Source organism: Aquabacter cavernae (assembly GCF_003993795.1).
GTDB classification, from domain to species: Bacteria; Pseudomonadota; Alphaproteobacteria; order Rhizobiales; family Xanthobacteraceae; genus Aquabacter; species Aquabacter cavernae.
In genome coordinates, this window is the sequence record NZ_RWKV01000003.1 from 113,982 (window position 1) to 134,336 (window position 20,355).

The following is a 20,355-nucleotide window of genomic DNA, read 5'->3' on the forward strand; positions in this document are numbered from 1 at the left end:
TGACGCTCCGGCGGGTCTGTCCAGATAAAAATTATCACGATAATTATTTCAGTGATAATATAATGCCGCGAACCGCGTACCGAGGAGGGTCGCCATGGCCGAACATCCGTTTCCGCTGGAGGAGCAGATCTGCTTCACGCTCTACCGCACCAGCATGGCCATCAACCGCACCTATAAGCCCATGCTGGACGCCATGGGCATCACCTATCCGCAATATCTGATGCTGAATGTCCTGGGCGAACAGGATGGGCGGACCATCGGCGCCATCGCGGCGCGGCTGGCGCTGGAGTCCAGCACCGTGACCCCGGCGGTAAAGCGCATGGAGGCGGCGGGCCTGCTCACCCGCCGCAGGGACGCGGCGGACGAACGGCAGGTGCAGGTGTGGCTCACGGACGAGGGCCGGGCCTTGCTGAGCAGGAGCGCATGCCTCGGCCAGACGCTGTTGCAGCGCTCAGGGCTCAGCCCGGACCAACTGCAGGCCCTGAACCGGCAGATCCAGGCGCTGGATGCGGCTCTTCAGGCGGCGACTGACGAGTAAGGGGTAGGCGGTGGCGCGTACGCCTACTGGCGCTGGCCCACCACGGTGTATTCCCCCGCGCGGATGCGCCGGGCGAGCCCTTCCACATAGGTGGCGCAGGGCTCCTCGCCATAGGTGTCCACCAGGGTGCGCAGCGCCGTGAACAGGGCCGCCTGAACGAGGCAGTCCTCGTCCAGCCCGTCCCGCATGGCCTCGGTCCAGGCGTCGTCCAGATAGGACAACGCGGCATGCCGCTCGTCTGAGGCGGCTTCGGCGAGGTCAGGGACACGGGGGGCGTAGCCGGTGCTCGACACGTCGGTTGTTCTCTTTCCGTGGTGAGGGACCGCCGGGCGGCCGTCCCTCTTTCTGCGTGTGGCGCGCGATGCCCGGCGGGCCTGCGCAGGCCGGTCGGATCGCGCTCCAGGGCGACGCCCGCATGAGTAGCATGGCGCCCGGCGCGGGGGGGCAAGTTCTGAACGAAAGGTTAATGCCCCCGGCGGACCGGCGAGGTCTCAGTTTCCGCCGTAGCGGACCACGATCTCGTGGGCGAGCTTCGCGCCTTCGTCCAGCTGGCGCGTCACCGCCTGGGCGGCGGCGGGGGTGCAGGTGCGATAGACCTGGGCATAGCTGCCATAGCCCTGGTTGAAGGCGGCGATGAGCTTTCCCCGCCGCGCATCGGAAGGCTGCTCGGCATCCATCAGCGCCTGCATTTCGGTGCGCCAGCTCTGGCTTTCCGCGCTAAGGCCGCAGAGCGGGCGCAGATAATGCAGTCCGCCCAGAAGCTCGGCCAGCTTCAAGAGGTCGGCCTCATAAGGCGGGGTGGAGCCTTCCACGGCCTTGGCCGGCCCGGCGAGAGCCAGGACGAGGGCCAGAGCGGATGCGAGGACGGGAAGGGCGCGCGTCATGCCTCTGTGGTGGCGCCCCGCGCCCGCGAGGTCAAGAGGGGCCTCACGGCGTGAGGACCTTGCCCGCCTCCCAGCCCAGTATGGCCCGCTTGCGGGTGAGGCCCCAATGATAGCCGGTGAGATCGCCGCTCTTGCCCAGCACGCGATGGCAGGGGACCACGAAGGAGATGGGGTTCTTGCCCACCGCAGCCCCCACCGCCCGCGCGGCCAGCGGCTTGCCCACATGGCCGGCGATGGTGGAATAGGTGGTGGCGCGGCCCATGGGGATGCGCAGCAGCGTCTCCCACACCCGCACCTCGAAATCCGTGCCGATGAAGACGATGCGCAGCGGCTGGTCCTGCCGCCACGCCTCGGGGTCGAATATGCGCTTCACCAGGGGCGCGGTGGCGGCGGGGTCCTCCACGAAGGCCGCATTGGGCCAGCGTCGCCGCATGTCCGCCAGTGCCGCCACGTCCTCGCCCGCATCGGCGAAGGCGAGCCCGCACAGGCCGCGCTTGGTGCCCATGGCCAGCGCCATGCCGAAGGGGGAGGGGTGGAAGCCGTAGCGGATTTCGAGGCCCGCCCCGCCGGTCTTCCATTCGCCCGGCGACATGGCCTCGTGCACCACGAACAGATCGTGCAGGCGGCCGGGACCGGACAGGCCCAGTTCCAGGGCGGCGTCCAGCACATTGGTGCTTTCCGCCAGAACCCGCCGGGCGCGGTCCAGGGTCACCGCCTGGAGGAAGGCCTTGGGGGTGAGCCCGCACCAGCGGCGGAACAGGTCCGTGAGCGCGCGGGCGGGCACGCCCACGGCGGCCGCGATCTCCTCCACTTCCGGCTGGCGGCGCACATGCTGCGTCACATAGGCCACGGCCTGGCGCACCAGGTCATAGTCGCAGGCGGCGATCTCCAGGGGAGTCGCGGGGGAGGGGACGGCGAGGCCGAGGGACTTGGGCATGTCGAGGACGAGATGTTCCTGGGCGAGCACGGGCGTGGCTCCTGATCTTACTGTCGCCCATTCCACCAGCGCGGGCGAGGGGCATCCACCCGATTTCGCCCCACCGGGACGCAGGGTTCAGAACACCGTGCGGGTGACGCCCTTCTTCACTTCGCCGAGCGCCGCGCCCAGTTCGTCCGCCAAATCCGCCTTCTGCCACGGGCCGAGATGGATGCCCACCGCCACCTGCCGCTCGCGGGTGACCAGAGCAAGGTCCAGCGTGCCGATCTCCTCCATGTCGCGCCGCTTCACGCGGGTGAAGAAGGGGTTCATGCGCGCCTCCCGTGCTTCGCCCCGCGCCGACACCTGCCGCACCTGCACGAGGCTGGGCGTGATGCGGATGAATTCGCGCGCCGCCGCCGAGCGGAAGCTGGCGCGGAAGGCGAAATAGAGCAGGGCCACGTCCAGCCCGAAGAAACCGAGGATGGGCCAGGCGCCCAAGGAGAGGAAATAGAAGCCGCTGAGGAAGCTGACCCCGCCGATGGCCAGCATGACGAGGAGAAAGCCGCGCGGCGACAGCGAACGGTGCGGCGCCATGGCGGCCGCGAAAACCGTCGGTTCTCCGTCGTCCGGGAAGGGCAGGTCATTGGCCTTCGTCATGGCGCCCACTATAGGGAGAAAATGGCCCGCAAAACCACAGATTCACCCGCAGGCGGAATCACGTCCCCGCGCGGCCGTGCGCCGGGAAAGGCGTCCGCCCAAACCAAGGCGCCCGCACCTGCCAAGGCGCGCGGCAAGGCTGCGATCGTGCTGCCGCCCGCAAGCTCCCCTCCGCCGCGCCGCCGGGCGGTGGCCAATGCCGCCGCCGCCTTGCACGGGCGCTCGGTGGCCGCCTGGAGCGAGGCGGAGATCGTGGAGGCCTTCACCCGCTTCGAGCGGCGTGATCCCGAGCCGCAGGGCGAGCTGGACCATTCGGACGCCTACACCCTTCTCGTCGCGGTGGTGCTTTCCGCCCAGGCCACCGATGTGGGGGTGAACAAGGCGACGCGCGGCCTGTTCGCCGCCGCTTCCACCCCCGCCGCCATGGTGGCGCTGGGCGAGGAGCGCGTGGCGCAGCACATCCGCACCCTCGGCCTCTACAAGGGCAAGGCGAAGAATGTGGTGGAACTCTCCCGCCTGCTGCTGGAGCGGCATGGCGGCGCGGTTCCGGCTGACCGGGCGGCGCTGGAGGCGCTGCCGGGCGTGGGGCGCAAGACCGCCAATGTGGTGCTGAACATCGCCTTCGGCGTGCCCACCATCGCCGTGGACACCCATCTGTTCCGCGTGGCCAATCGCACGGGCCTTGCCCCCGGCGCCACGCCGCTGGACGTGGAACTGGGGCTGGAGGCGCGCATTCCCGACCGCTTCAAGCTGCATGCCCACCATTGGCTGATCCTGCACGGGCGCTATGTGTGCAAGGCCCGCGCGCCGGACTGCCCCGTCTGCGTGATCCAGGATCTGTGCCGCTGGACCGGCAAGACAGCCTTGTGAGCCTCACGCCTCGATGAAGCGCGCGCGGCCCGTGCGGGCGGCGATGCGCTTGTGCAGATGCACCATGAAGGCGGTGCCGTAGACCGGGGTGATGAGGTTCACCACCGGGATCATGAGCACCGGCGCGATGAAGAAGCCCGCGAAGAACACCGTCACGGCATTCTGCTGGCGCAGCGCCCGCGCCTCGGCGGGGGAGACGAAGCGCATGGCCGCCAGCTCGAAATATTCCCGCGAGAGCAGATAGGCGTTCACCAGGAAGAAGATGACGAGGTTCACGCCCGGCACCAGGAGCAGGAGCAAGGCGACGAGGTTCACCACCAGCACCAGCAGGAAGAAGCGTAGCGAATAGAGCAGCGCGCGGCCCACCGGCTGGGGCAGGCCCGGCGCGTCGGCGGGGTAGCTCGCCTTCTCCACCGCCTCGGCCACATCGTCCAGGAACAGGCCTGCCACCAGCGTGGACACCGCCGGCACCAGATAGAGCGCGCCGAAGACGATGCCGAGGCCCGCCATGACGGCGATGGTGGTCTCCAGCCAGGGATGGGTGGGCAGGTCCACCAGCCAGCCGAGAATGACGTTCAGGCCGATGCCGAGCACGACCAGCAGCGCGAGCGCCAGCCCCACGGACTTCCAGAGCACGCCACGAAGCAGCGGGGAGAAGACCTGTTGCAGGGCGGTGAGGGCATCGGAAAACATGAAGGACCCTTCGTGGTGAGCGTTACCGCCAAGGTGGGGGCGCGGCCCGCGTAGCTCAAGGGCCGTCATTCTGCCGTCACCCCCCGCGGTCTTCCATGCGCCCGGTAACACGATGCCATCGGACCTGCCATGCGCCGCCGCGATCTTCTCACCGCCGCCCTCACGCTGCCTCTCGCCGCCCCGCTGGTGCTGCGGTCCGCCAGGGCCGAGCCGATGGAGCCGCTGGACGCGGCCGTCGCGCCGTCCTTGCCGCCGCTGAAGATCTCGCCGGCCCTGCGGGCGCGCCTCATCACGCTGATGCGTCAGCACGGGCGGGGCAATGCGGACTTCGATCCCGCCCGCCGCCCCTATGCGGTGTTCGACTGGGACAACACGTCCATCATGAATGATTGCGAGGAAACGCTGTTCCTCACTCTCATCGAGCGCTTCGCCTTCCGCCTGCCTCCGGCCGAGTTCGCCCAGGCGCTGCGGGCCGGGGTGCCCGAGGGGCCGTTCGCGGCTTCTTATCGCAACGCCGCCGGGGCGCCGGTCGCGTTCGCGGATCTCGCGGCCGACATCGATGCGGATTATGCCGCCCTCGCCGCCGCCTACGGCACGCCCGCGCGTGAGGAGAAGCGCGCGGATCTCGCCAAGGATGAGCGGCTCCAGAGCCTCAAGGCCAAGCTGTTCTTCACCTACAACGCCATCACCGACACGTTCGGCGACCTCGTGGGCGACGGCTGGATGGTGGGCTTCCTCGCGGGCGGAACGCCCGAGGACTTGCAGGCGCTGGCGCGCCTCAACAATGACGAGACGCTGGGCCGCGCCATGGCGGAGATCACCTTCACCTCGCCCCGCGGCCGCCCCGGCAAGGCGGGGGTGGTGAGCCAGACCCATCTGGACGGCCTGCGCCTCACCCCCGAGATCGCCTGCATCCAGCACGCCCTCATGGCGGCGGGCATCGACGTGTTCGTGGTGAGCGCGTCCTGCGAGGAGGTGGTGAAGGTGTTCGCCTGCGATCCGCGCTACGGCTACGGCCTGCCCGAGGCGCATGTGTACGGCATCCGCATGCAGCGCCGCGACGGGAAGATGGACTGGCGCCCCGCGCAGGACTGGCCCATCACCTGGGGGCCGGGCAAGGTGCAGGCGATCCGCCGGACCATGGTGGATGCGCGCGGCTTCGGCCCGCTCATTGTGTTCGGCGACAGCGACGGCGACTTCAACATGCTGTCCGAATTCCAGGAGACGGCCCTGGGCGTGATCGTGAACCGCGTGAAGGGTGGCGGCATCGGCGAATTGAGCCGCAAGGCCGCCGAGCAGATGGGCGCGCCCGCGCCGCGCTTCATGCTCCAGGGGCGCAACGAGAATACCGGCGAATGGCGCCCCTCGGCGCAGACGCTGAAGCTCGGACAGCAGGCCGAGACCCTGGTGCGGGCCTGATGGGAGGCCTCAGGGCGTGACGCGGACCGGATAGTCGAGCCGGGTCGCCTTCGCCCCGCCGAAGCGGCGGGCATAGTCGGCGGTGATCTGGCCGACCTTCGCGAGGGCGTCCGGCGTGTTGGGGTGGAGAATGAGCATCACGCGCACCCCGGCGATGCCGGTGGCGGTGAGGGTGCTCGCCTCCAGCACGGTGACGCCGTCCGAAAAGCGCGGGCGCACCGTCTCGGTGGCGAACTGATTCCACTGCTGGGCGCTCACCCCCTTGCCATCGGGGCTCTCCAGCTCGAAGCGCAGCTCGCTCTGCACCATGACGCTGTCCGCCCACGGGCTGGCCTGCCAGCCGGGCGTCGGGGACGGCGCGGGGGATTGGGCGGAGGCGAGGCCGGACGCCGTCACGGCGAAGGCGAGGACGAGAAGGCGGATCATCGTAGGACGAAACATGGCTGGCTCCGGCAGGACCGTGCCAAGCTGAATAGAGCAGGCGTCCCGGCTTGCCTATCCCGCCGATCCGCCTTGATCCCGACCCACTCCGGCGATATGAGAGCGAACGTTCATTCGCATCCGGTGTCGCCATGGGCATGGAAGGTCCGCAGACGGGACAGCAGGAGCATCGGGCGGAGCAGCGGCGCCGGATCATCGCGGCGGCGGCGGTCTGCTTCAGCCGCGACGGCTTCCACGGCACCTCCATGCAGCAGATCTGCGCCGAGGCGGGCATGAGCCCGGGTGCGCTCTATCGCTACTTTCCCTCCAAGGAATCCCTGATCGGCGCCATCGTCGAGGGCGAGCGGGCGGACCGCGCCCGCATCCTCGACGCGCTGGACGGCGCCCCGACCTTCGTGGACGGCCTGCGGGACTGCCTCGACGTGATGCTCTCCCCGGAGCCGCTCCTGCCCTGCAAGGCGCTCGGCCCGGAAGTGATGGCCGAGGCGATCCGCAACGAGACGCTGCGCGATGCCCTGGAGCCGGTGGAGGAAGAGACGCGGGCGCGGCTTGTCGCCACGCTGGAGGCCGCCCGCGCGCGGGGCGAGATCGATCCCGCCATCGATCTGGAAACCCTCAACATGCTCTTCAACATGATCGGCGACGGCCTGATCCTGCACAATCTGCTGCATCCAGAATGGCAGCTCGCCGGGCGCGCGGACGCCTTGGCGGATCTCATCCGGCGCATGATCGCCCCCCAGGTGGGAGAGGTTGAGACATAAAACTCGAAATTTCCGCCTGAAAACCGTCGCAACCCGCTTTTACGGCAATGCCTGCACACAATTGGAACCCGGCCCCCATGGACCGTTTCGCCCGCTTCTCGGCTCTCCTTCTCCTCGCCCTCGCGGGCGCCATCCCTGCGCCTGCCCTCGCGGCCGATCCCGTGCCCGCCGAGCAGAAGGGGCTGGCGGTGAGCGTCACCCATCCCGTGCGCCGGGAAATGTCGGACACGCTGCTGGTGACCGGCTCTCTGCTGCCGCGCGAGGAGATCCAGGTGGGGCCTGAAATCGAGGGCTACCGGCTGGTGGAATTGCTGGCGGAAGCCGGTGACCGGGTGGAGAAGGGCCAGGTTCTGGCGCGCCTCTCGCGCGACATGCTGGACGTGCAGCTCGCCCAGAACACCGCCAATGCCGCCAAGGCGCGGGCCGCCATCGCCCAGCAGAAGGCCAATCTGGACCAGACCCTCGCCCAGGAGGCGGAGGCCCTGACCGCCGTGGACCGCACGCGCCAGCTGCGCAAGACCGGCGTCTCCTCCCAGGAGCAGCTGGACGAGCGCGAGCGCGCGGTGAAGGTGGCGACCGCCCAGGTGGCCGCCGCCCGCGAGATGCTGGCCGCCGCCGAGGCGGATTCCACCTTGGTGGCTGCCCAGCGGGCGGAGATCGAGCTGCGCCTCGCGCGCACCGACATCAAGGCGCCCGAGGCGGGGGTGGTGCTGGCCCGCCATGCCCGCATCGGCGCCATCGTCCTGTCCACCCGCAGCGATCCGCTCTTCACCATCGCCCGCGACGGCGCCGTGGACCTGGACGCCCAGGTGCCCGAGGCCAGCATGGCGCGGCTCAAGGTGGGCCAGAAGGTGCAGGTGACGCCCGCCGGCTTCACCCAGCCGGTGGACGGCACGGTGCGCCTCATTGCGGCCCAGGTGGACAAGTCCACGCGCCTTGGAGAGGTGAAGGTGGCGCTCGCCGCCGATCCGGAGCTGCGTCCGGGCACCTATGGGCGCGGCCTCGTGGAACTGGGGCGGCGCGATGCCCTCACCGTGCCGCTCTCCGCCGTGATGTTCGACGGCGACGGCGCCTATGTCATGGTGGTGGAGGACGCCATCGTGCGCGAGCGCCGCGTGGGCGCCGGGCTGAAGGGGCAGGGCGTGGTTGAGGTCACGGGCGGCCTCAAGCCGCAGGACGTGGTGGTGGTGCGCGCGGGCGGCTTCCTGCGCGACGGAGACCGGGTCCGCCCCGTCATGACCACCGATGTGAGCGCCAGCCGTGCTCCGGCGACGGGTGCCCGCTGATGGCCCTCAACATCTCCGCCTGGGCGATCCGCAAGCCGATCCCCTCGCTCGTCCTGTTCGTGGTGCTCACCGCGCTCGGCATCGTGCATTTCCGGTCCATGCCGGTCACGCAGATGCCCAATATCGACGTGCCCATCGTCATGGTCTCCATCACCCAGCCGGGCGCCGCGCCCAGCGAGCTGGAGACGCAGGTGACCAAGAAGGTGGAGAATGCCGTTGCCGGCGTCGCTGGCGTGAAGCACATCACCTCCTCCGTCTCGGAAGGCGCGTCCGTCGCCATCGTGGAATTCCACCTGGAGACCCAGGTGGACCGGGCGGTGAACGATGTGCGCGACGCGGTCACCAAGATCCGCTCCGATTTGCCCCAGTCCATCGACGAGCCGCAGATCCAGCGCGTGGACATCGAGGGCGCGGCCATCGTGACCTATGCGCTGTCCTCCGCCAGCCTCTCCACGGAGGAATTGTCCTGGTTCGTGGACGATACGGTGGCGCGTGCGCTCCAGGGCGTGCGCGGCGTCGCCCAGGTGAAGCGCCAGGGGGGCCTCGCGCGCGAGATCCGGGTGTCGCTCGACCCCGACCGGCTGATGGCGCTCGGCATCACGGCGGCGGAGGTGAGCCGCCAGTTGCGCGCCACCAATGTGGATGTGTCCGGCGGGCGCGGCGAGGTGGGAACCCAGGAGCAGTCCATCCGCACCCTCGCGGGCGCGGCCACCGTGGACGAACTGGCCGACACCCGCATCGTGCTCTCCAACGGCCGCCATGTGCGCCTGAAGGATCTGGGAACGGTCTATGACGGGGCCGAGGAGGCCCGCAGCTTCGCCCGCCTCGACGGGCGCCCCGTGGTGGCGTTCGGCGTGTTCCGCGCCAAGGGCTTCTCGGACGTGGTGGTCTATGACCGCGTGGCCGAGGCGGTGAAGGAGCTGCAGGAGGCCAATCCCGACATCTCCATCTCCATGATCGACACCACGGTCCGCTACACCAAGGCGGACTATGAATCCGCCATGCACACCCTCATCGAGGGGGCGATCCTGGCGGTGATCGTGGTGTTCCTGTTCCTGCGCGACTGGCGGGCGACGCTCATCACCACGCTGGCCATCCCTTTGTCCATCCTGCCCACCTTCTGGATCATGGACATGCTGGGCTTCTCGCTGAATGCGGTGAGCCTACTGGCCATTACCCTGGTGACGGGCATCCTGGTGGATGATGCCATCGTGGAGATCGAGAACATCGTGCGCCATATGCGGCAGGGCAAGTCGCCCTATCGCGCCTCCATCGAGGCGGCGGACGAGATCGGTCTGGCGGTGGTGGCCACCACGCTCACCATCGCCGCCGTGTTCGTGCCGGTCTCCTTCATGAGCGGCATTGCCGGGCAGTATTTCAAGCAGTTCGGCATCACGGTGGCCATCGCGGTGCTGTTCTCGCTGGCGGTGGCGCGGCTCATCACGCCCTTGTTCGCCGCCTATTTCCTGCGCGATACGGGCCACCGCCAGGAACGCGACGGGCCGGTCATGCGCTCTTATGTGCGCATCCTGGCCTGGTCCATCCGCCATCGCTTCCTGACCATTCTCATGGGCTTCGGCGTGTTCGCGGGCACCATTTTCCTCTCCACCATGCTGCCCTCCGGCTTCCTGCCGGAGAACGACATCTCGCGCACCATGCTTTCGGTGGAGATGCCGCCGGGCACCACGCTCAGTGAGACCCAGAAGGTCTCCGACCGCATCACCTCCATGCTGATGGCTCAGCCCGAAGTGGCGAGCGTCTATTCCACCGCCGGTGACGGCGGGGAGGGGGGCATGTCCATGTCGGCGGGCGAGGTGCGCAAGGCCACCATCATCGTGAACCTGAAGCCCCGCGCGGATCGTACCGTCTCCCAGTCGGACTTCGAGGACCGGCTGGATGCGGAGCTGCGCAACCTGCCCGACATGCGCTTTTCCTGGAGCGCCAACGGGCAGAACACCCAGCGCGGCTTCACCGTGATCCTCTCCGGCAATGACGGGGCGGCGGTGGAACAGGCGGCGCTGAAGCTGGAGACGCAGACCCGCGACCAGGTGGGCGTGCTCACCAACGTGGTCTCCTCCGCGTCCCTCGACCGGCCGGAAATCCGCATCGTGCCCAAGCTCGACCAGGCGGCGGAACTGGGCGTGTCGGTGGACACCATCGCCGAGACGGTGCGCATCGCCACCATCGGCGACATCAACGCCAACCTCGCGAAATTCTCCGCCAAGGACCGGCAGATCGATATCCGCGTGAAGATGGACGAGAAGGCGCGCGCCCAGCTCGCCACCTTCGACGCCATCCGCGTGCCCACGTCCACGCCGGGCGTGTCGGTGCCGCTCTCGTCGGTGGCCACCATCAGCTTCGGCAAGGGGCCCACCGCCATCGACCGCTATGACCGCGCCCGCCGCATCGCGGTGGAGGCGGACCTTGTGGGCGACACGCCGCTGGGCACGGCGCTGGAGGCGGTGAAGGCGCTGCCCGCCGCCCGCGACCTTCCGCCCGGCGTGGCGCTGAAGGAATCGGGCGACGCGGAGATCATGGGCGAGGTCTTCTCCGGCTTCGCCATGGCCATCGCGGCGGGCATCATGCTGGTTCTGGCGGTGCTGGTGCTGCTGTTCCACGATGTGCTGCAGCCCATCACCATTCTTATTTCGCTCCCCCTCTCGGTGGGCGGCGCCTTCGTGGCGCTGCTGCTCACGGGCAATTCCGTGTCGCTGCCGGTGGTCATCGGCTTCCTCATGCTCATGGGCATCGTCACCAAGAACGCCATCCTGCTGGTGGATTTCGCGGTGGTCGCCATGGCCGAGGGGCATGACCGCTTCACGGCGCTCATCGAGGCGGGCCGCAAGCGCGCCCAGCCCATCGTCATGACCACCATCGCCATGGCGGCGGGCATGGTGCCCTCGGCGCTGGGCCTGGGGGAAGGCGGCGCGTTCCGCGCGCCCATGGCCATCGCGGTCATCGGTGGCCTTTTGGCCTCCACCGTGCTCTCGCTGGTGTTCGTGCCGGCGGTGTTCTCGGTGATGGACGATCTCGACCATCTGCTGAGCCGCATCTTCGGCCGCTTCATCGGCAAGAAGGACGAACCGGGCGAGGACGAGACGCCCGCGCACACCGCCTCCCGCCCCGCCGAGTGAACGTCCCCTCGGTTGGATCGATATTCGGATCGCTGGAGCGATTTTGGCCTCTTAGGGCCGTCATGCCCGGGCTTGTCCCGGGCATCCACGCCTCCGGGTCGAGCGTGATCCAGGCCGAACCCCGTGGATGGCCGGGACAAGCCCGGCCATGACACCGCTTTTTTGAAAGAACGGTCCCGACCGCTTGAATGTCGGTCGGCCCTCGTGAATTCCCGGCGCGGGCTTCGGCCCGTGCCGTTCGGGAGCGGTCCGGCGGCCCGCCGCCGCAGCGCAGCATGCCCGCTTGACTTGTTCGCCAAAAAGAACGATATCGGTTCTATCGGACTTATCAGGCGAACGGGTGCGGCCATGATGTGCTGCTTGTGTCGGCGAATGTGACTGCGGCCCTGACGCCGCGCGTGACGCCTGTCCCGTTTTTCCCTTCCTGACACCGGATCGCCGCGTCGCGCGGCCGTGGCGCAACGCGCCCGTTCCGTGTGACGGAGATGACCGTGAACGCTCCTTTCTCTATCCTTCCGCCCCCGCCAGAGGTGGCCAGGGGAACCGACGTGACGCCATCCACCATCCGTTTCGAACATGTGGGCAAGTCCTATCCCGCCCGGCGCGGCACGCCCGAAGTGGCGGCGCTGACGGATGTGGACCTCGCCGTGCCCGAGGGTGCCATTCTCGGCGTCATCGGCCGCTCCGGCGCGGGCAAGTCCACCCTCATCCGGCTGGTGAACGGCCTGGAGCGGGCGACCGCGGGCCGCATCGTGGTGGATGGCACCGACATCACCGCCCTCAACGAGGCGGGCCTGCGCGCCGCGCGCCGGTCCATCGGCATGATCTTCCAGCACTTCAACCTGCTGGCCCGGCGCACCGCCTATGAGAATGTGGCGCTGCCGCTGGAGATTGCCGGCGTCTCCGCCCGCGCCATCAAGGAGCGGGTGGAGCCGCTGCTGGACCTCGTGGGCCTCTCGGACAAGCGCGACCGCTATCCGGCGGAACTGTCCGGCGGGCAGAAGCAGCGCGTGGGCATCGCCCGGGCGCTGGCCTCCCGGCCGCGCGTGCTGCTCTCGGACGAGGCCACGTCCGCGCTCGATCCCGAGACCACGAACCAGATCCTCGCCTTGCTGCGCAAGGTGAATGCCGAGCTGAACCTCACCGTCCTGCTCATCACCCATGAAATGTCGGTCATCAAGGCGGTGGCGGACCGGGTGGCGGTGCTGGATGGCGGGCGGATTGTGGAGGAAGGGCCCACCTACGATCTGTTCGCCCGCCCGCAGCACCCCACCACCCGCTCCTTCATTGCGGCGGTGGCAGGCTCAGCCTTGCCGCCTTATGTGGCGGCCCGCCTGAAGGATACGCCCGCGCCGGGCGGCGAGGCGCTGGTGCGCATCGTTTTCACCGGCGACCATGCCACCGACCCCGTGCTGTCGCGCATTTCCCGCCTGCTGGGGGTGGATGTGAACATCATCCAGGCCCAGGTGGACGAGATTGCCGGGCGTCCGTTCGGCGTGATCGTGGTCGGAATACCGAACGCGCCGGAGACGGTCGCCGCCGTTCTGCGCTCGGTGGAACAGCTCAATCTGTCGGCGGAGGTGCTCGGCTATGTTTGACATCCTCTCCCCCGCCATCGTGGACCTGCTCATCGAGGCCACGAAGGCGACCCTCTACATGGTGGCGGTGGCGGGCCTCATCGGCACCGCCATCGGCCTGCCGCTGGGCGTGTTCCTGGCCACCAGCCGCTCGGGCGAATTGTTCGCCGCGCCCTGGCTCAACCATGTGCTGGGGCTGGTGGTGAACGCCGCGCGCTCGACGCCCTTCATCATCCTGGTGGTGGCCATCATCCCCTTCACCCGCCTCATCGCCGGCACCTCCATCGGCACCAGCGCGGCCATCGTGCCGCTCACGGTGGCGGCGGCGCCCTTCATCGCGCGCCTCATCGAGGCGGCCATCCGCGAGGTGGACCAGGGCCTGGTGGAAGCCGCCCGCGCCATGGGGGCAAGCCCGCTCCAGATCGTCGGGAAGGTGCTGCTGCCCGAGGCCCTGCCCGCCATCACGCTGGCCCTGACCTTGGCCGTGGTGAGCCTCATCGGCTACTCGGCCATGGTGGGCGCGGTGGGTGGCGGCGGGCTGGGCGATCTCGGCATCCGCTTCGGCTACCAGCGCTTCATGCCCGAAGTGATGGCCGCCGTGGTCATCGTCCTCATCCTGCTGGTGCAGGCGGTGCAGAGCGCGGGCGATTTGCTCGCCCGGCATCTCGACAAGCGCAACCGGCGCGGCTGAGGCCGGGCGAGCCCGCCGCGCTCACCCGTCCCCTTCTCCCTCGTCCCTTTCCCCCTCCCAACCCTCCCCCGCAAGCGGGAGAGGGCTTTGAAAAAAACCGCCCTCGGCGCGCCGCGTCAGGCCCAGACCTCAAGGAGCAGATCCATGACCCTGAAGACCCTCATCGCGGGAGCGGCCATCGCCCTTCTCGCCACCGGAGCCTCCGCCCAAACCATCAAGGTGGGCGTGACCCCCGGCCCCCATGCCCAGATCCTGGAAGCGGTGAAGCCCATCGCCGCCAAGAAGGGGCTCGACATCCAGATCGTCGAATTCTCCGACTATGTGGTGCCCAACACCGCGCTGGAGGCGGGCGAACTCCAGGCCAATTCGTTCCAGCACCAGCCCTATCTGGACAATCAGGTGGCCGACCGGGGCTACAAGATCGTCTCCGTGGGCACCACGGTGAACTTCCCCATCGGCATCTATTCCAAGAAATATAAGAGCCTCGACGACCTGCCCGTGGGCGCCACGGTGGCGATTCCCAACGATCCCACCAATGGCGGGCGCGTGCTGCTGCTGCTGAAGGACAAGGGCTATATCAAGCTGCGCGACGGCGTCGGCTTCAAGCCCTCGGTGGCGGATATCACCGACAACCCGAAGAAGCTGAAGATCGTGGAGATCGACGCGGCCCAGCTGCCCCGCTCGCTGCCCGACGTGGATGCCGCCGGCATCAACACCAATTATGCCAAGGAAGCCGGCCTCGACCCGGTGAAGGACCCGATCCTGCGCGAGGACCCCAAGGGGCCTTATGTGAACGTCATCGCCGTGCGCACGCAGGACAAGGACAAGCCCTGGGTGGCGACCCTGGTGGAGAGCTATCACTCTCCCGAGGTGAAGGCCTTCATCGACCAGACCTATAAGGGCGCGGTGCTCTCCAGCTGGTGAGCCGGAGCGTTTCCGAGCTTTCAGGACGGCGCCGGATCTCCGGCGCCGTTCGCGTTTCCGGCGGGTTGGTCTTATACCAACGGCCCCGGTCTTTGACCGGTGCCGAGCGGGTTTCGCTCAAGCGCCGCGCGGGCTTTTGGTTTTACTTGCCTTCGAGCTGCGCGAGCAGGGTGGTGCGGGCGGTCTCCAGCGCGCCGTCATAATCGGCCGCGAGATCCTCGCCCACCGCGCCTTCCAGCTCCGCCTGGAGCATCCAGAGCGCGCCGCGCTCGGCGGGGTGGTCCACGGTCTCCACCACCGGCTCCACATTGGGGTCGTCCATGCGCCCCACGAGGTCCAGCAGCAGGATCGCCACCGCGTGGTCGAGGACGAGGGTCACCTTGCCGCCGGGATGGGCGGGATGATCTTCGATGGGGGTCGTCATGGGGCGCTCCTCTATCCGTGCGCCTTCTATAGGCCAAGCCTGTGGCCACCGCGAGGCCGGTGCGGCGTCAGCCCTGCGCTTCGATGAAGCGGACCAGAGCGGGCAGCACGCCGGGATGAAGCGGCGCCGCCGGATCGCGATACAGCGCGAAATTGCCCGCCCGCTCGGTGGGGGCGAACTTGAACACATGATTGGCGCCGGAGAGCTGGACCACGTCCGCGTCCGGCCGCCCGCGCCGCAAGGCGTCGAGGTCCGCCGCCCCCACCTGGAGATCGCGCGTGCCCTGGACCAGAAGCGTGGGCGTGGTGAGGCGCGCAAGCTCGCCCGCCGGGTCCACCGCGCATTCGGAGGCGAGGAACGGCTGGACCGAGGGGCGGAACGCCATGTGCAGCGCCTTGGGCACTTCGGGCACCCGCCCGCCGCGCGCCACCACCGAGAGGATGGAGAGCGCCCGCCGCAGCACCGGCTCCGGCAGGTTCATGGCCTGGAACTGCTCGGACAGGATGGTGTCGAGCCGCCGCCCCGGACCGGCCAGCAGCACCAGCCCGTCCACCGGTGCGCGGGTGGCGGCGCGGATGGCAACGGTGGATCCCTCGCTATGCCCCGCCAGGAAGACCGCGCTGGTGTCGGAGCGCGCCCGCAGGCTCGCCAGGGCCACCGCCGCATCGTCCACATATTGGTCGAAGCGCAGATCCTCCTCGCGTTGCACGAGGTTGGAGGAGCCGCCCACGCCGCGCTTGTCGTAGCGCAGCACCCGGTAGCCCGCCCCCGCGAGGCCGAAGGCGATCTGGCGATACATGTCGGTGGCGATGGCCGGGCTGTTGCCGTTCCGGTCGGTGGGGCCGGACCCGGCGATGAGCAGAACGGCCGGGCCGCTGCGCGGGCCGTTGCGCGCCTGGGTGAGGCTGCCGGAGAGGCCGCCCGCGGCCCAGGGCGCTTCCTCCACCGCATAAAGCGGGGCGGCGCCCAGGCGTTTGGATGCGGTCAGCAGCAGGGCGCAGGCACCCGCCGCCAATATGGCGCGGCGCGTCGTCACGCGGAACGGCTCAGCTATTGAGCTCGGCGTCTTCGAGGCGACGGGCCTCGTCCGCCAGCATGATCGGGATGCCGTCCCGGATGGGGAAGGCGAGCCGCGCGGCGCGCGAGATCAATTCCTGGCGGGCGCTGTCATAGACCAGCGGCCCCTTGGTGAGGGGGCAGACCAGGAGTTCGAGAAATTTCGGATCGACCTCATATCCGGGCCGGTACGGCTGCGTCATGGATGAAATCCCCTCCGGCCGCGCGCTCCGAACCGTGGGTACGGCCCCCCGGAGGTTGCATGCCTTGATAGCCGGGAGAGTGTATCTGCTGCGGCGCAAACGTCCACGGTAAATTTTGCCGCGTATGGACCCGGAAGCCACGGCACAGGTCAAGATCAGTCACGGTGCTGATGGGCGCCATTACATTCTTTTATTTCCCGTGAGGCCCCGCAGGCGCTAGATGAAACAAGGCTGCGCTTGCGCAGTGTGGGATTGCACCCCGCATCCTCTTTCGATCTTGGCCTTGCCCGAGGCCACACGGATACTTGAAGAATTCCCGCCATGATCCCGCATTCCACCCGCCCCGTGGCGACGCCATGAATCGTCGCACCGTTCTCGGCCTTGCTTTGGGCCTTGCGGGCGTGACGCTGTTCGGCGCCACCGTTCCCGCGACGCGCTATGCCGTGCAGTTCGTGGACCCCACCTTCTTCACCTTCGCCCGCGCCACGCTGGCGGGGCTGATGGCGGCGGGCATGCTGCTGGCACGCGGCTGCCAGCCGCCCTGGCGGCGTGGATTGCCCATGGGCGATTTCGTGCTGGTCGCCCTCTGCCTCATGGTGGGTTTCCCCCTGCTCATGGCCCATGGCAGCGTCTCCGTGCCGTCCTCCCATGCGGGCGTGGTGCTGGGCATCCTGCCGCTCACCACTGCCCTGGCCGCCACCTTGCTGGCGGGGGAGCGGCCGAGCCTCGCCTTTGTGGGCATCTCCGTGCTGGGCTGCGCGCTGGTGGTGGCCTTCGCCTTGCGCAATGGCGGGGCGGGCGGCTTCGGCTTCGGCGACATCCTGCTCGGCCTCTCGGCCATCACCTGTTCCATCGGTTATGCGGTGAGCGGGCGCCTCGCGCGGCGGATGGCGGGATGGGAGGTGATCTGCTGGGCGCTGGTGCTGGGCCTGCCGCTCTCGGTTCCCGCCGCGCTTTTCTTCATGCCTGCGGGGCTGGCGACGACGCCCATGGGGGCCTGGGTGGCGCTGGGCTATGTGGCGGCCATCAGCCAGCTCGTGGCCTTCTTCTTCTGGAATACCGGCCTCGCCATGGGCGGCATCGCCCGGGTCGGGCAGCTTCAGCTGCTCCAGACCTTCCTGATCGTGATGCTCTCCTGGCCCATCAACGGCGAGGCGCCGGATGCGGAGACCTATGCCTTCATGGCCGCCGTGATGGTGGTGGTGGCCCTCGGTCAGGGAACCAAGGTGCGCGCCGCCCAGGCTGCGGGGTAGGGCGGCGGTTTCGTCTCAAACCCTGGGGCCGTCCCGGACGGGGCGGCCCGTGGTCACGCCGGCGTCAGAACTCGACGTCCAGCTCTTCCAGCTCTTCCGGCTCGTCATAGGCGCCGGAGATCCATTCCTGCATCAGCGGATGGGAGATGATGCGGGCGCGATAGGCGTCGCAGGCCATGTCCAGCGGAACGCTATAGGTGGTGAAGCGCGAGCAGACCGGCGCGAACATGGCGTCCGCCAGCGTGAAGGTGGGGCCCATGAGATAGGGGCCGCCATGGGCCGCGAAGCAGCCGCGCCAGATGGCGACGATGCGGTCGATGTCCGCCTGGGCGCCCGCCCACACCTTGAAGCCGGGATACTGGCCCTTGATGTTCATGGGCAGGGCCGAGCGCATGTTGGCGAAGCCCGAATGCATCTCGCCGGAGATGGAGAGGCAGTGGGCGCGCACTGCGCGATCGGGGGGCAGGAGGCCCGCCTCGGGGAAGAGTTCGTGCAGATAGGCGGCGATGGCCAGCGTGTCCCACACGGTCACGCCCTCATGCACCAGGCGCGGCACGAGGAAGGAGGGAGACAGGAGCAGCAGCTCCGCCTTCGCCGCGGGATCGTCCGAGGGGACCCGCTCCTCGTCGAATACGAGCCCCACCATCTTGCACAACAACCAGCCGCGCAGCGACCAGGAGGAATAGTTCTTGCTGGAAATGGTGAGCGTGGTCATGGACATCACCGGATTTCGGAGCGGCGTTTCGTGATCTTAGCTGTTCCGTGTTGCATTGCACCACCCCCCGTTCCAATATCTTGCACAAGGGTGACCAGCGACGAGCGCGGGGAATGGCGCGAAATATCCACGGCACCAATGGGTTAGTATGCGTCGGCGGCGTTTGCCGTCGGGCGCGTCATTTTTTCGGTCTCCCCGGCCCGCACCTCTCGCCGGGGCGGCGATGTCCCCCGCTGGGGCGCGGAGGTCGTCGCGATCACCCCTCGTCCCCGGGTCCGGCCCGCCGCGTCGGCGGTCATCCGGTCCCGTTCGTTTCCTCCACGGCGCTGCGCCTCCGGCTTAGGGCATCATGATGTATCTCGCCTACCAGACCCAGGCCGACCTCATGGATCCGCTGCGCTTCGGGGCCCACATGGCCCGGCGCATGCTGAGCACGCCGCTCATGGCGGCCTTCTCCACCCCCGGCACGCGGCATCTGGCGGCGGCCTATGAAATGGTGGAGCGCGCGGCCCTGAGCCACGGTCGCCCGCCTTTCGGAATTGCCAGCACCCCGGTGGGCAACCGGGAACTGGAGGTCACCGAAGAGTCCGTCTATCGGCTCCCGTTCGGCACCCTGCTCCATTTCAAGAAGGATGCGGACGTTCCCCAGCCGCGCGTGCTGGTGGTGGCCCCCATGTCCGGCCATTTCGCCACGCTGCTGGCGGGAACCGTGCGCACGCTGCTGCCGGACCACGACGTCTACATCACCGACTGGCACAATGCCCGCGACGTGAGCCTGGAGCACGGGCCCTTCGCCTTTGACGATTATGTCGAGCACGTCATCAAGTTCCTGGAATGGATGGGCCCGGGCGCGCATCTGGTGGCCGTGTGCCAGCCCTGCGTGCAGGCGCTGGTGGCCGCCGCTGTGATGGCGCAGGAGGACAATCCCGCCCAGCCGCGCAGCATGACCCTGATGGCCGGCCCCATCGATTGCCGCATCAACCCCACCAAGGTGAACCAGCTCGCCCAGTCCAAGCCCATTGAGTGGTTCGAGCGGAACCTGATCTCGAAGGTGCCCATGGGCTTCGAGGGCGCGGGGCGGCGGGTCTATCCCGGCTTCGTGCAATTGTCCGCCTTCGTCTCCATGAATCTCGGGCGCCACATGAAGGCGCATTTCGAGCTTTACGAGAATCTCGCCAATGGCGAGACCGAGAAGGCCGAGACCGCCAAGGCGTTCTACGACGAATATTTCGCGGTCCTCGATCTGGCCGCCGAATTCTACCTGGAGACGGTGCAGTACGTGTTCCAGGACTATCGCCTCCCCAAGGGCGAGTTGACCTATAGGGGCAATCCCATCGATTTCGGCGCCATCCGGCGCACCGCGCTCCTCACCGTGGAAGGGGAGCGGGACGATATCTGCTCGCTGGGCCAGACGGTGGCGGCGCAAGAGATCTGCTCGCGCCTGCGGCCCCACCGCAAGCGCCACCACATGCAGCCGGGCGTCGGCCATTACGGTGTCTTCAGCGGCCGCAAATGGGCGGGGCAGGTCTATCCCCTGGTGCGCAACCACATCCTCGCCAGCGACTGACCTCTCCGGTGGTCGCCCCGTCTCGCGGGGCGACATTCCGCCGGTCGGGGCGGCTTCTCCCGGCAGGCGGGCCATGGCCGGCTTTGTCCCGGCCATGGAATGGGGTGCCGCTGGCCACATGCCGGGCGCCAAGGGCGCCCGCCCCACATGGCCCTCCCGTCTGTCCGAGCGCGCGGCAACATGTCACCGGCGGGCGAAGCCGAGGTGTCGTCGCACCCGTCCGGATGACAATTGGATGTCGGAGAATCGTTCCCCGCGCTCGTCTTTCCTCCCATCGCGGTGTTGACGCGGTGGGTCCGCCTCATCATGGTGCCCGCGGCCACGCCAGTGGTGGCCTGGAGCC

The 20,355-nt window shown here is 68.5% G+C and carries 21 protein-coding genes; 11 read left to right on the forward strand and 10 right to left on the reverse strand.

Annotated elements, in window-relative coordinates; genetic code table 11:
• Window positions 1-94: 94 nt before the first annotated feature.
• A complete protein-coding gene (locus EJJ38_RS02310; RefSeq protein ID WP_127088505.1) occupies window positions 95-538 on the forward strand; it encodes a MarR family winged helix-turn-helix transcriptional regulator in 444 nt (147 codons plus the stop codon).
• 23 nt (window positions 539-561) lie between these two features.
• Here the strand turns inward: EJJ38_RS02310 and EJJ38_RS02315 are convergent, their stop codons facing one another.
• The 4 genes from EJJ38_RS02315 to EJJ38_RS02330 all read right to left on the reverse strand — a co-directional run bounded on the left by EJJ38_RS02315 (window position 562) and on the right by EJJ38_RS02330 (window position 2,998).
• On the reverse strand, window positions 562-831 hold the full coding sequence (locus EJJ38_RS02315) for a hypothetical protein (RefSeq protein WP_127088506.1): 270 nt from the start codon (window positions 829-831) through the stop codon (window positions 562-564).
• A 198-nt stretch (window positions 832-1,029) separates the two neighbouring features.
• Window positions 1,030-1,422, reverse strand: a complete 393-nt coding sequence (locus EJJ38_RS02320) for a TIGR02301 family protein (RefSeq protein ID WP_127088507.1) — start codon at window positions 1,420-1,422, stop codon at window positions 1,030-1,032.
• A gap of 43 nt (window positions 1,423-1,465) precedes the next feature.
• Complete coding sequence (locus EJJ38_RS02325) at window positions 1,466-2,359, reverse strand: bifunctional helix-turn-helix domain-containing protein/methylated-DNA--[protein]-cysteine S-methyltransferase (RefSeq protein WP_127088672.1); 894 nt, start codon at window positions 2,357-2,359, stop codon at window positions 1,466-1,468.
• 117 nt (window positions 2,360-2,476) lie between these two features.
• A complete protein-coding gene (locus EJJ38_RS02330; RefSeq protein ID WP_127088508.1) occupies window positions 2,477-2,998 on the reverse strand; it encodes a DUF2244 domain-containing protein in 522 nt (173 codons plus the stop codon).
• A gap of 21 nt (window positions 2,999-3,019) precedes the next feature.
• On the opposite strand from EJJ38_RS02330, the gene nth reads away from it, so the two are divergent.
• Window positions 3,020-3,868 (forward strand): endonuclease III, encoded by an 849-nt coding sequence (nth, locus tag EJJ38_RS02335; protein WP_205666085.1) that lies wholly within the window; start codon window positions 3,020-3,022, stop codon window positions 3,866-3,868.
• Window positions 3,869-3,871: 3 nt separating this feature from the next.
• Here the strand turns inward: nth and EJJ38_RS02340 are convergent, their stop codons facing one another.
• Complete coding sequence (locus EJJ38_RS02340) at window positions 3,872-4,561, reverse strand: sulfate transporter family protein (RefSeq protein ID WP_127088509.1); 690 nt, start codon at window positions 4,559-4,561, stop codon at window positions 3,872-3,874.
• Window positions 4,562-4,690: 129 nt separating this feature from the next.
• On the opposite strand from EJJ38_RS02340, the gene EJJ38_RS02345 reads away from it, so the two are divergent.
• Complete coding sequence (locus EJJ38_RS02345) at window positions 4,691-5,980, forward strand: haloacid dehalogenase-like hydrolase (RefSeq protein WP_127088510.1); 1,290 nt, start codon at window positions 4,691-4,693, stop codon at window positions 5,978-5,980.
• Between the two features lie 9 nt (window positions 5,981-5,989).
• Here the strand turns inward: EJJ38_RS02345 and EJJ38_RS02350 are convergent, their stop codons facing one another.
• Window positions 5,990-6,421, reverse strand: coding sequence for a DUF3574 domain-containing protein (locus tag EJJ38_RS02350; protein ID WP_127088511.1), 432 nt, complete (start codon window positions 6,419-6,421; stop codon window positions 5,990-5,992).
• A 131-nt stretch (window positions 6,422-6,552) separates the two neighbouring features.
• Between EJJ38_RS02350 and EJJ38_RS02355 the strand changes: the two genes are divergently transcribed.
• The 6 genes from EJJ38_RS02355 to EJJ38_RS02380 all read left to right on the forward strand — a co-directional run bounded on the left by EJJ38_RS02355 (window position 6,553) and on the right by EJJ38_RS02380 (window position 14,794).
• Entirely contained in the window at window positions 6,553-7,182 is a 630-nt protein-coding gene (locus EJJ38_RS02355) for a TetR/AcrR family transcriptional regulator (RefSeq protein ID WP_127088512.1), read from the forward strand.
• Between the two features lie 77 nt (window positions 7,183-7,259).
• Window positions 7,260-8,468, forward strand: a complete 1,209-nt coding sequence (locus tag EJJ38_RS02360; protein ID WP_245454073.1) for an efflux RND transporter periplasmic adaptor subunit — start codon at window positions 7,260-7,262, stop codon at window positions 8,466-8,468.
• The gene (locus EJJ38_RS02365) at window positions 8,468-11,602 is read left to right on the forward strand and encodes an efflux RND transporter permease subunit (protein ID WP_127088514.1); all 3,135 of its coding nucleotides are present in this window, start codon (window positions 8,468-8,470) and stop codon (window positions 11,600-11,602) included. The genes EJJ38_RS02360 and EJJ38_RS02365 overlap by 1 nt, the downstream gene beginning before the upstream one ends.
• 485 nt (window positions 11,603-12,087) lie before the next feature.
• Window positions 12,088-13,200: a methionine ABC transporter ATP-binding protein gene (locus EJJ38_RS02370; protein WP_127088515.1), complete on the forward strand. Its 1,113-nt coding sequence runs from the start codon at window positions 12,088-12,090 to the stop codon at window positions 13,198-13,200.
• A complete protein-coding gene (locus EJJ38_RS02375) occupies window positions 13,193-13,870 on the forward strand; it encodes a methionine ABC transporter permease (RefSeq protein WP_127088516.1) in 678 nt (225 codons plus the stop codon). Before EJJ38_RS02370 ends, EJJ38_RS02375 begins: the two co-directional genes overlap by 8 nt.
• Before the next feature lie 144 nt (window positions 13,871-14,014).
• Complete coding sequence (locus EJJ38_RS02380; protein ID WP_127088517.1) at window positions 14,015-14,794, forward strand: MetQ/NlpA family ABC transporter substrate-binding protein; 780 nt, start codon at window positions 14,015-14,017, stop codon at window positions 14,792-14,794.
• A 142-nt stretch (window positions 14,795-14,936) separates the two neighbouring features.
• On the opposite strand, the gene EJJ38_RS02385 is transcribed toward EJJ38_RS02380, so the two are convergent.
• The 3 genes from EJJ38_RS02385 to EJJ38_RS02395 all read right to left on the reverse strand — a co-directional run bounded on the left by EJJ38_RS02385 (window position 14,937) and on the right by EJJ38_RS02395 (window position 16,477).
• The gene (locus EJJ38_RS02385; RefSeq protein WP_127088518.1) at window positions 14,937-15,218 is read right to left on the reverse strand and encodes a hypothetical protein; all 282 of its coding nucleotides are present in this window, start codon (window positions 15,216-15,218) and stop codon (window positions 14,937-14,939) included.
• Between the two features lie 67 nt (window positions 15,219-15,285).
• On the reverse strand, window positions 15,286-16,254 hold the full coding sequence (locus tag EJJ38_RS02390; RefSeq protein ID WP_164738379.1) for an alpha/beta hydrolase: 969 nt from the start codon (window positions 16,252-16,254) through the stop codon (window positions 15,286-15,288).
• 10 nt (window positions 16,255-16,264) lie between these two features.
• Window positions 16,265-16,477, reverse strand: a complete 213-nt coding sequence (locus EJJ38_RS02395) for a Trm112 family protein (RefSeq protein ID WP_127088520.1) — start codon at window positions 16,475-16,477, stop codon at window positions 16,265-16,267.
• 356 nt (window positions 16,478-16,833) lie between these two features.
• Here EJJ38_RS02395 and EJJ38_RS02400 point away from each other — a divergent pair, with 356 nt between their 5' ends.
• Window positions 16,834-17,730, forward strand: a complete 897-nt coding sequence (locus tag EJJ38_RS02400) for a DMT family transporter (protein ID WP_127088521.1) — start codon at window positions 16,834-16,836, stop codon at window positions 17,728-17,730.
• A gap of 64 nt (window positions 17,731-17,794) precedes the next feature.
• On the opposite strand, the gene EJJ38_RS02405 is transcribed toward EJJ38_RS02400, so the two are convergent.
• Complete coding sequence (locus EJJ38_RS02405; RefSeq protein ID WP_127088522.1) at window positions 17,795-18,451, reverse strand: glutathione S-transferase family protein; 657 nt, start codon at window positions 18,449-18,451, stop codon at window positions 17,795-17,797.
• A gap of 343 nt (window positions 18,452-18,794) precedes the next feature.
• Between EJJ38_RS02405 and EJJ38_RS02410 the strand changes: the two genes are divergently transcribed.
• Window positions 18,795-20,012 (forward strand): polyhydroxyalkanoate depolymerase, encoded by a 1,218-nt coding sequence (locus tag EJJ38_RS02410; protein WP_127088523.1) that lies wholly within the window; start codon window positions 18,795-18,797, stop codon window positions 20,010-20,012.
• The last annotated feature ends 343 nt before the right edge of the window (window positions 20,013-20,355 follow it).

What these genes read in the sequence shown, in the direction of transcription:
- EJJ38_RS02310 (WP_127088505.1), top strand. Translation starts at nt 95, where the DNA reads ATGGCCGAACATCCGTTTCCGCTGGAGGAGCAGATCTGCTTCACGCTC.
- EJJ38_RS02320 (WP_127088507.1), bottom strand. Translation starts at nt 1,422, where the DNA reads ATGACGCGCGCCCTTCCCGTCCTCGCATCCGCTCTGGCCCTCGTCCTG.
- EJJ38_RS02325 (WP_127088672.1), bottom strand. Translation starts at nt 2,359, where the DNA reads ATGCCCAAGTCCCTCGGCCTCGCCGTCCCCTCCCCCGCGACTCCCCTG.
- EJJ38_RS02330 (WP_127088508.1), bottom strand. Translation starts at nt 2,998, where the DNA reads ATGACGAAGGCCAATGACCTGCCCTTCCCGGACGACGGAGAACCGACG.
- nth (WP_205666085.1), top strand. Translation starts at nt 3,020, where the DNA reads ATGGCCCGCAAAACCACAGATTCACCCGCAGGCGGAATCACGTCCCCG.
- EJJ38_RS02340 (WP_127088509.1), bottom strand. Translation starts at nt 4,561, where the DNA reads ATGTTTTCCGATGCCCTCACCGCCCTGCAACAGGTCTTCTCCCCGCTG.
- EJJ38_RS02345 (WP_127088510.1), top strand. Translation starts at nt 4,691, where the DNA reads ATGCGCCGCCGCGATCTTCTCACCGCCGCCCTCACGCTGCCTCTCGCC.
- EJJ38_RS02350 (WP_127088511.1), bottom strand. Translation starts at nt 6,421, where the DNA reads ATGTTTCGTCCTACGATGATCCGCCTTCTCGTCCTCGCCTTCGCCGTG.
- EJJ38_RS02355 (WP_127088512.1), top strand. Translation starts at nt 6,553, where the DNA reads ATGGGCATGGAAGGTCCGCAGACGGGACAGCAGGAGCATCGGGCGGAG.
- EJJ38_RS02360 (WP_245454073.1), top strand. Translation starts at nt 7,260, where the DNA reads ATGGACCGTTTCGCCCGCTTCTCGGCTCTCCTTCTCCTCGCCCTCGCG.
- EJJ38_RS02365 (WP_127088514.1), top strand. Translation starts at nt 8,468, where the DNA reads ATGGCCCTCAACATCTCCGCCTGGGCGATCCGCAAGCCGATCCCCTCG.
- EJJ38_RS02370 (WP_127088515.1), top strand. Translation starts at nt 12,088, where the DNA reads ATGACCGTGAACGCTCCTTTCTCTATCCTTCCGCCCCCGCCAGAGGTG.
- EJJ38_RS02375 (WP_127088516.1), top strand. Translation starts at nt 13,193, where the DNA reads ATGTTTGACATCCTCTCCCCCGCCATCGTGGACCTGCTCATCGAGGCC.
- EJJ38_RS02380 (WP_127088517.1), top strand. Translation starts at nt 14,015, where the DNA reads ATGACCCTGAAGACCCTCATCGCGGGAGCGGCCATCGCCCTTCTCGCC.
- EJJ38_RS02385 (WP_127088518.1), bottom strand. Translation starts at nt 15,218, where the DNA reads ATGACGACCCCCATCGAAGATCATCCCGCCCATCCCGGCGGCAAGGTG.
- EJJ38_RS02395 (WP_127088520.1), bottom strand. Translation starts at nt 16,477, where the DNA reads ATGACGCAGCCGTACCGGCCCGGATATGAGGTCGATCCGAAATTTCTC.
- EJJ38_RS02400 (WP_127088521.1), top strand. Translation starts at nt 16,834, where the DNA reads ATGAATCGTCGCACCGTTCTCGGCCTTGCTTTGGGCCTTGCGGGCGTG.
- EJJ38_RS02405 (WP_127088522.1), bottom strand. Translation starts at nt 18,451, where the DNA reads ATGTCCATGACCACGCTCACCATTTCCAGCAAGAACTATTCCTCCTGG.
- EJJ38_RS02410 (WP_127088523.1), top strand. Translation starts at nt 18,795, where the DNA reads ATGATGTATCTCGCCTACCAGACCCAGGCCGACCTCATGGATCCGCTG.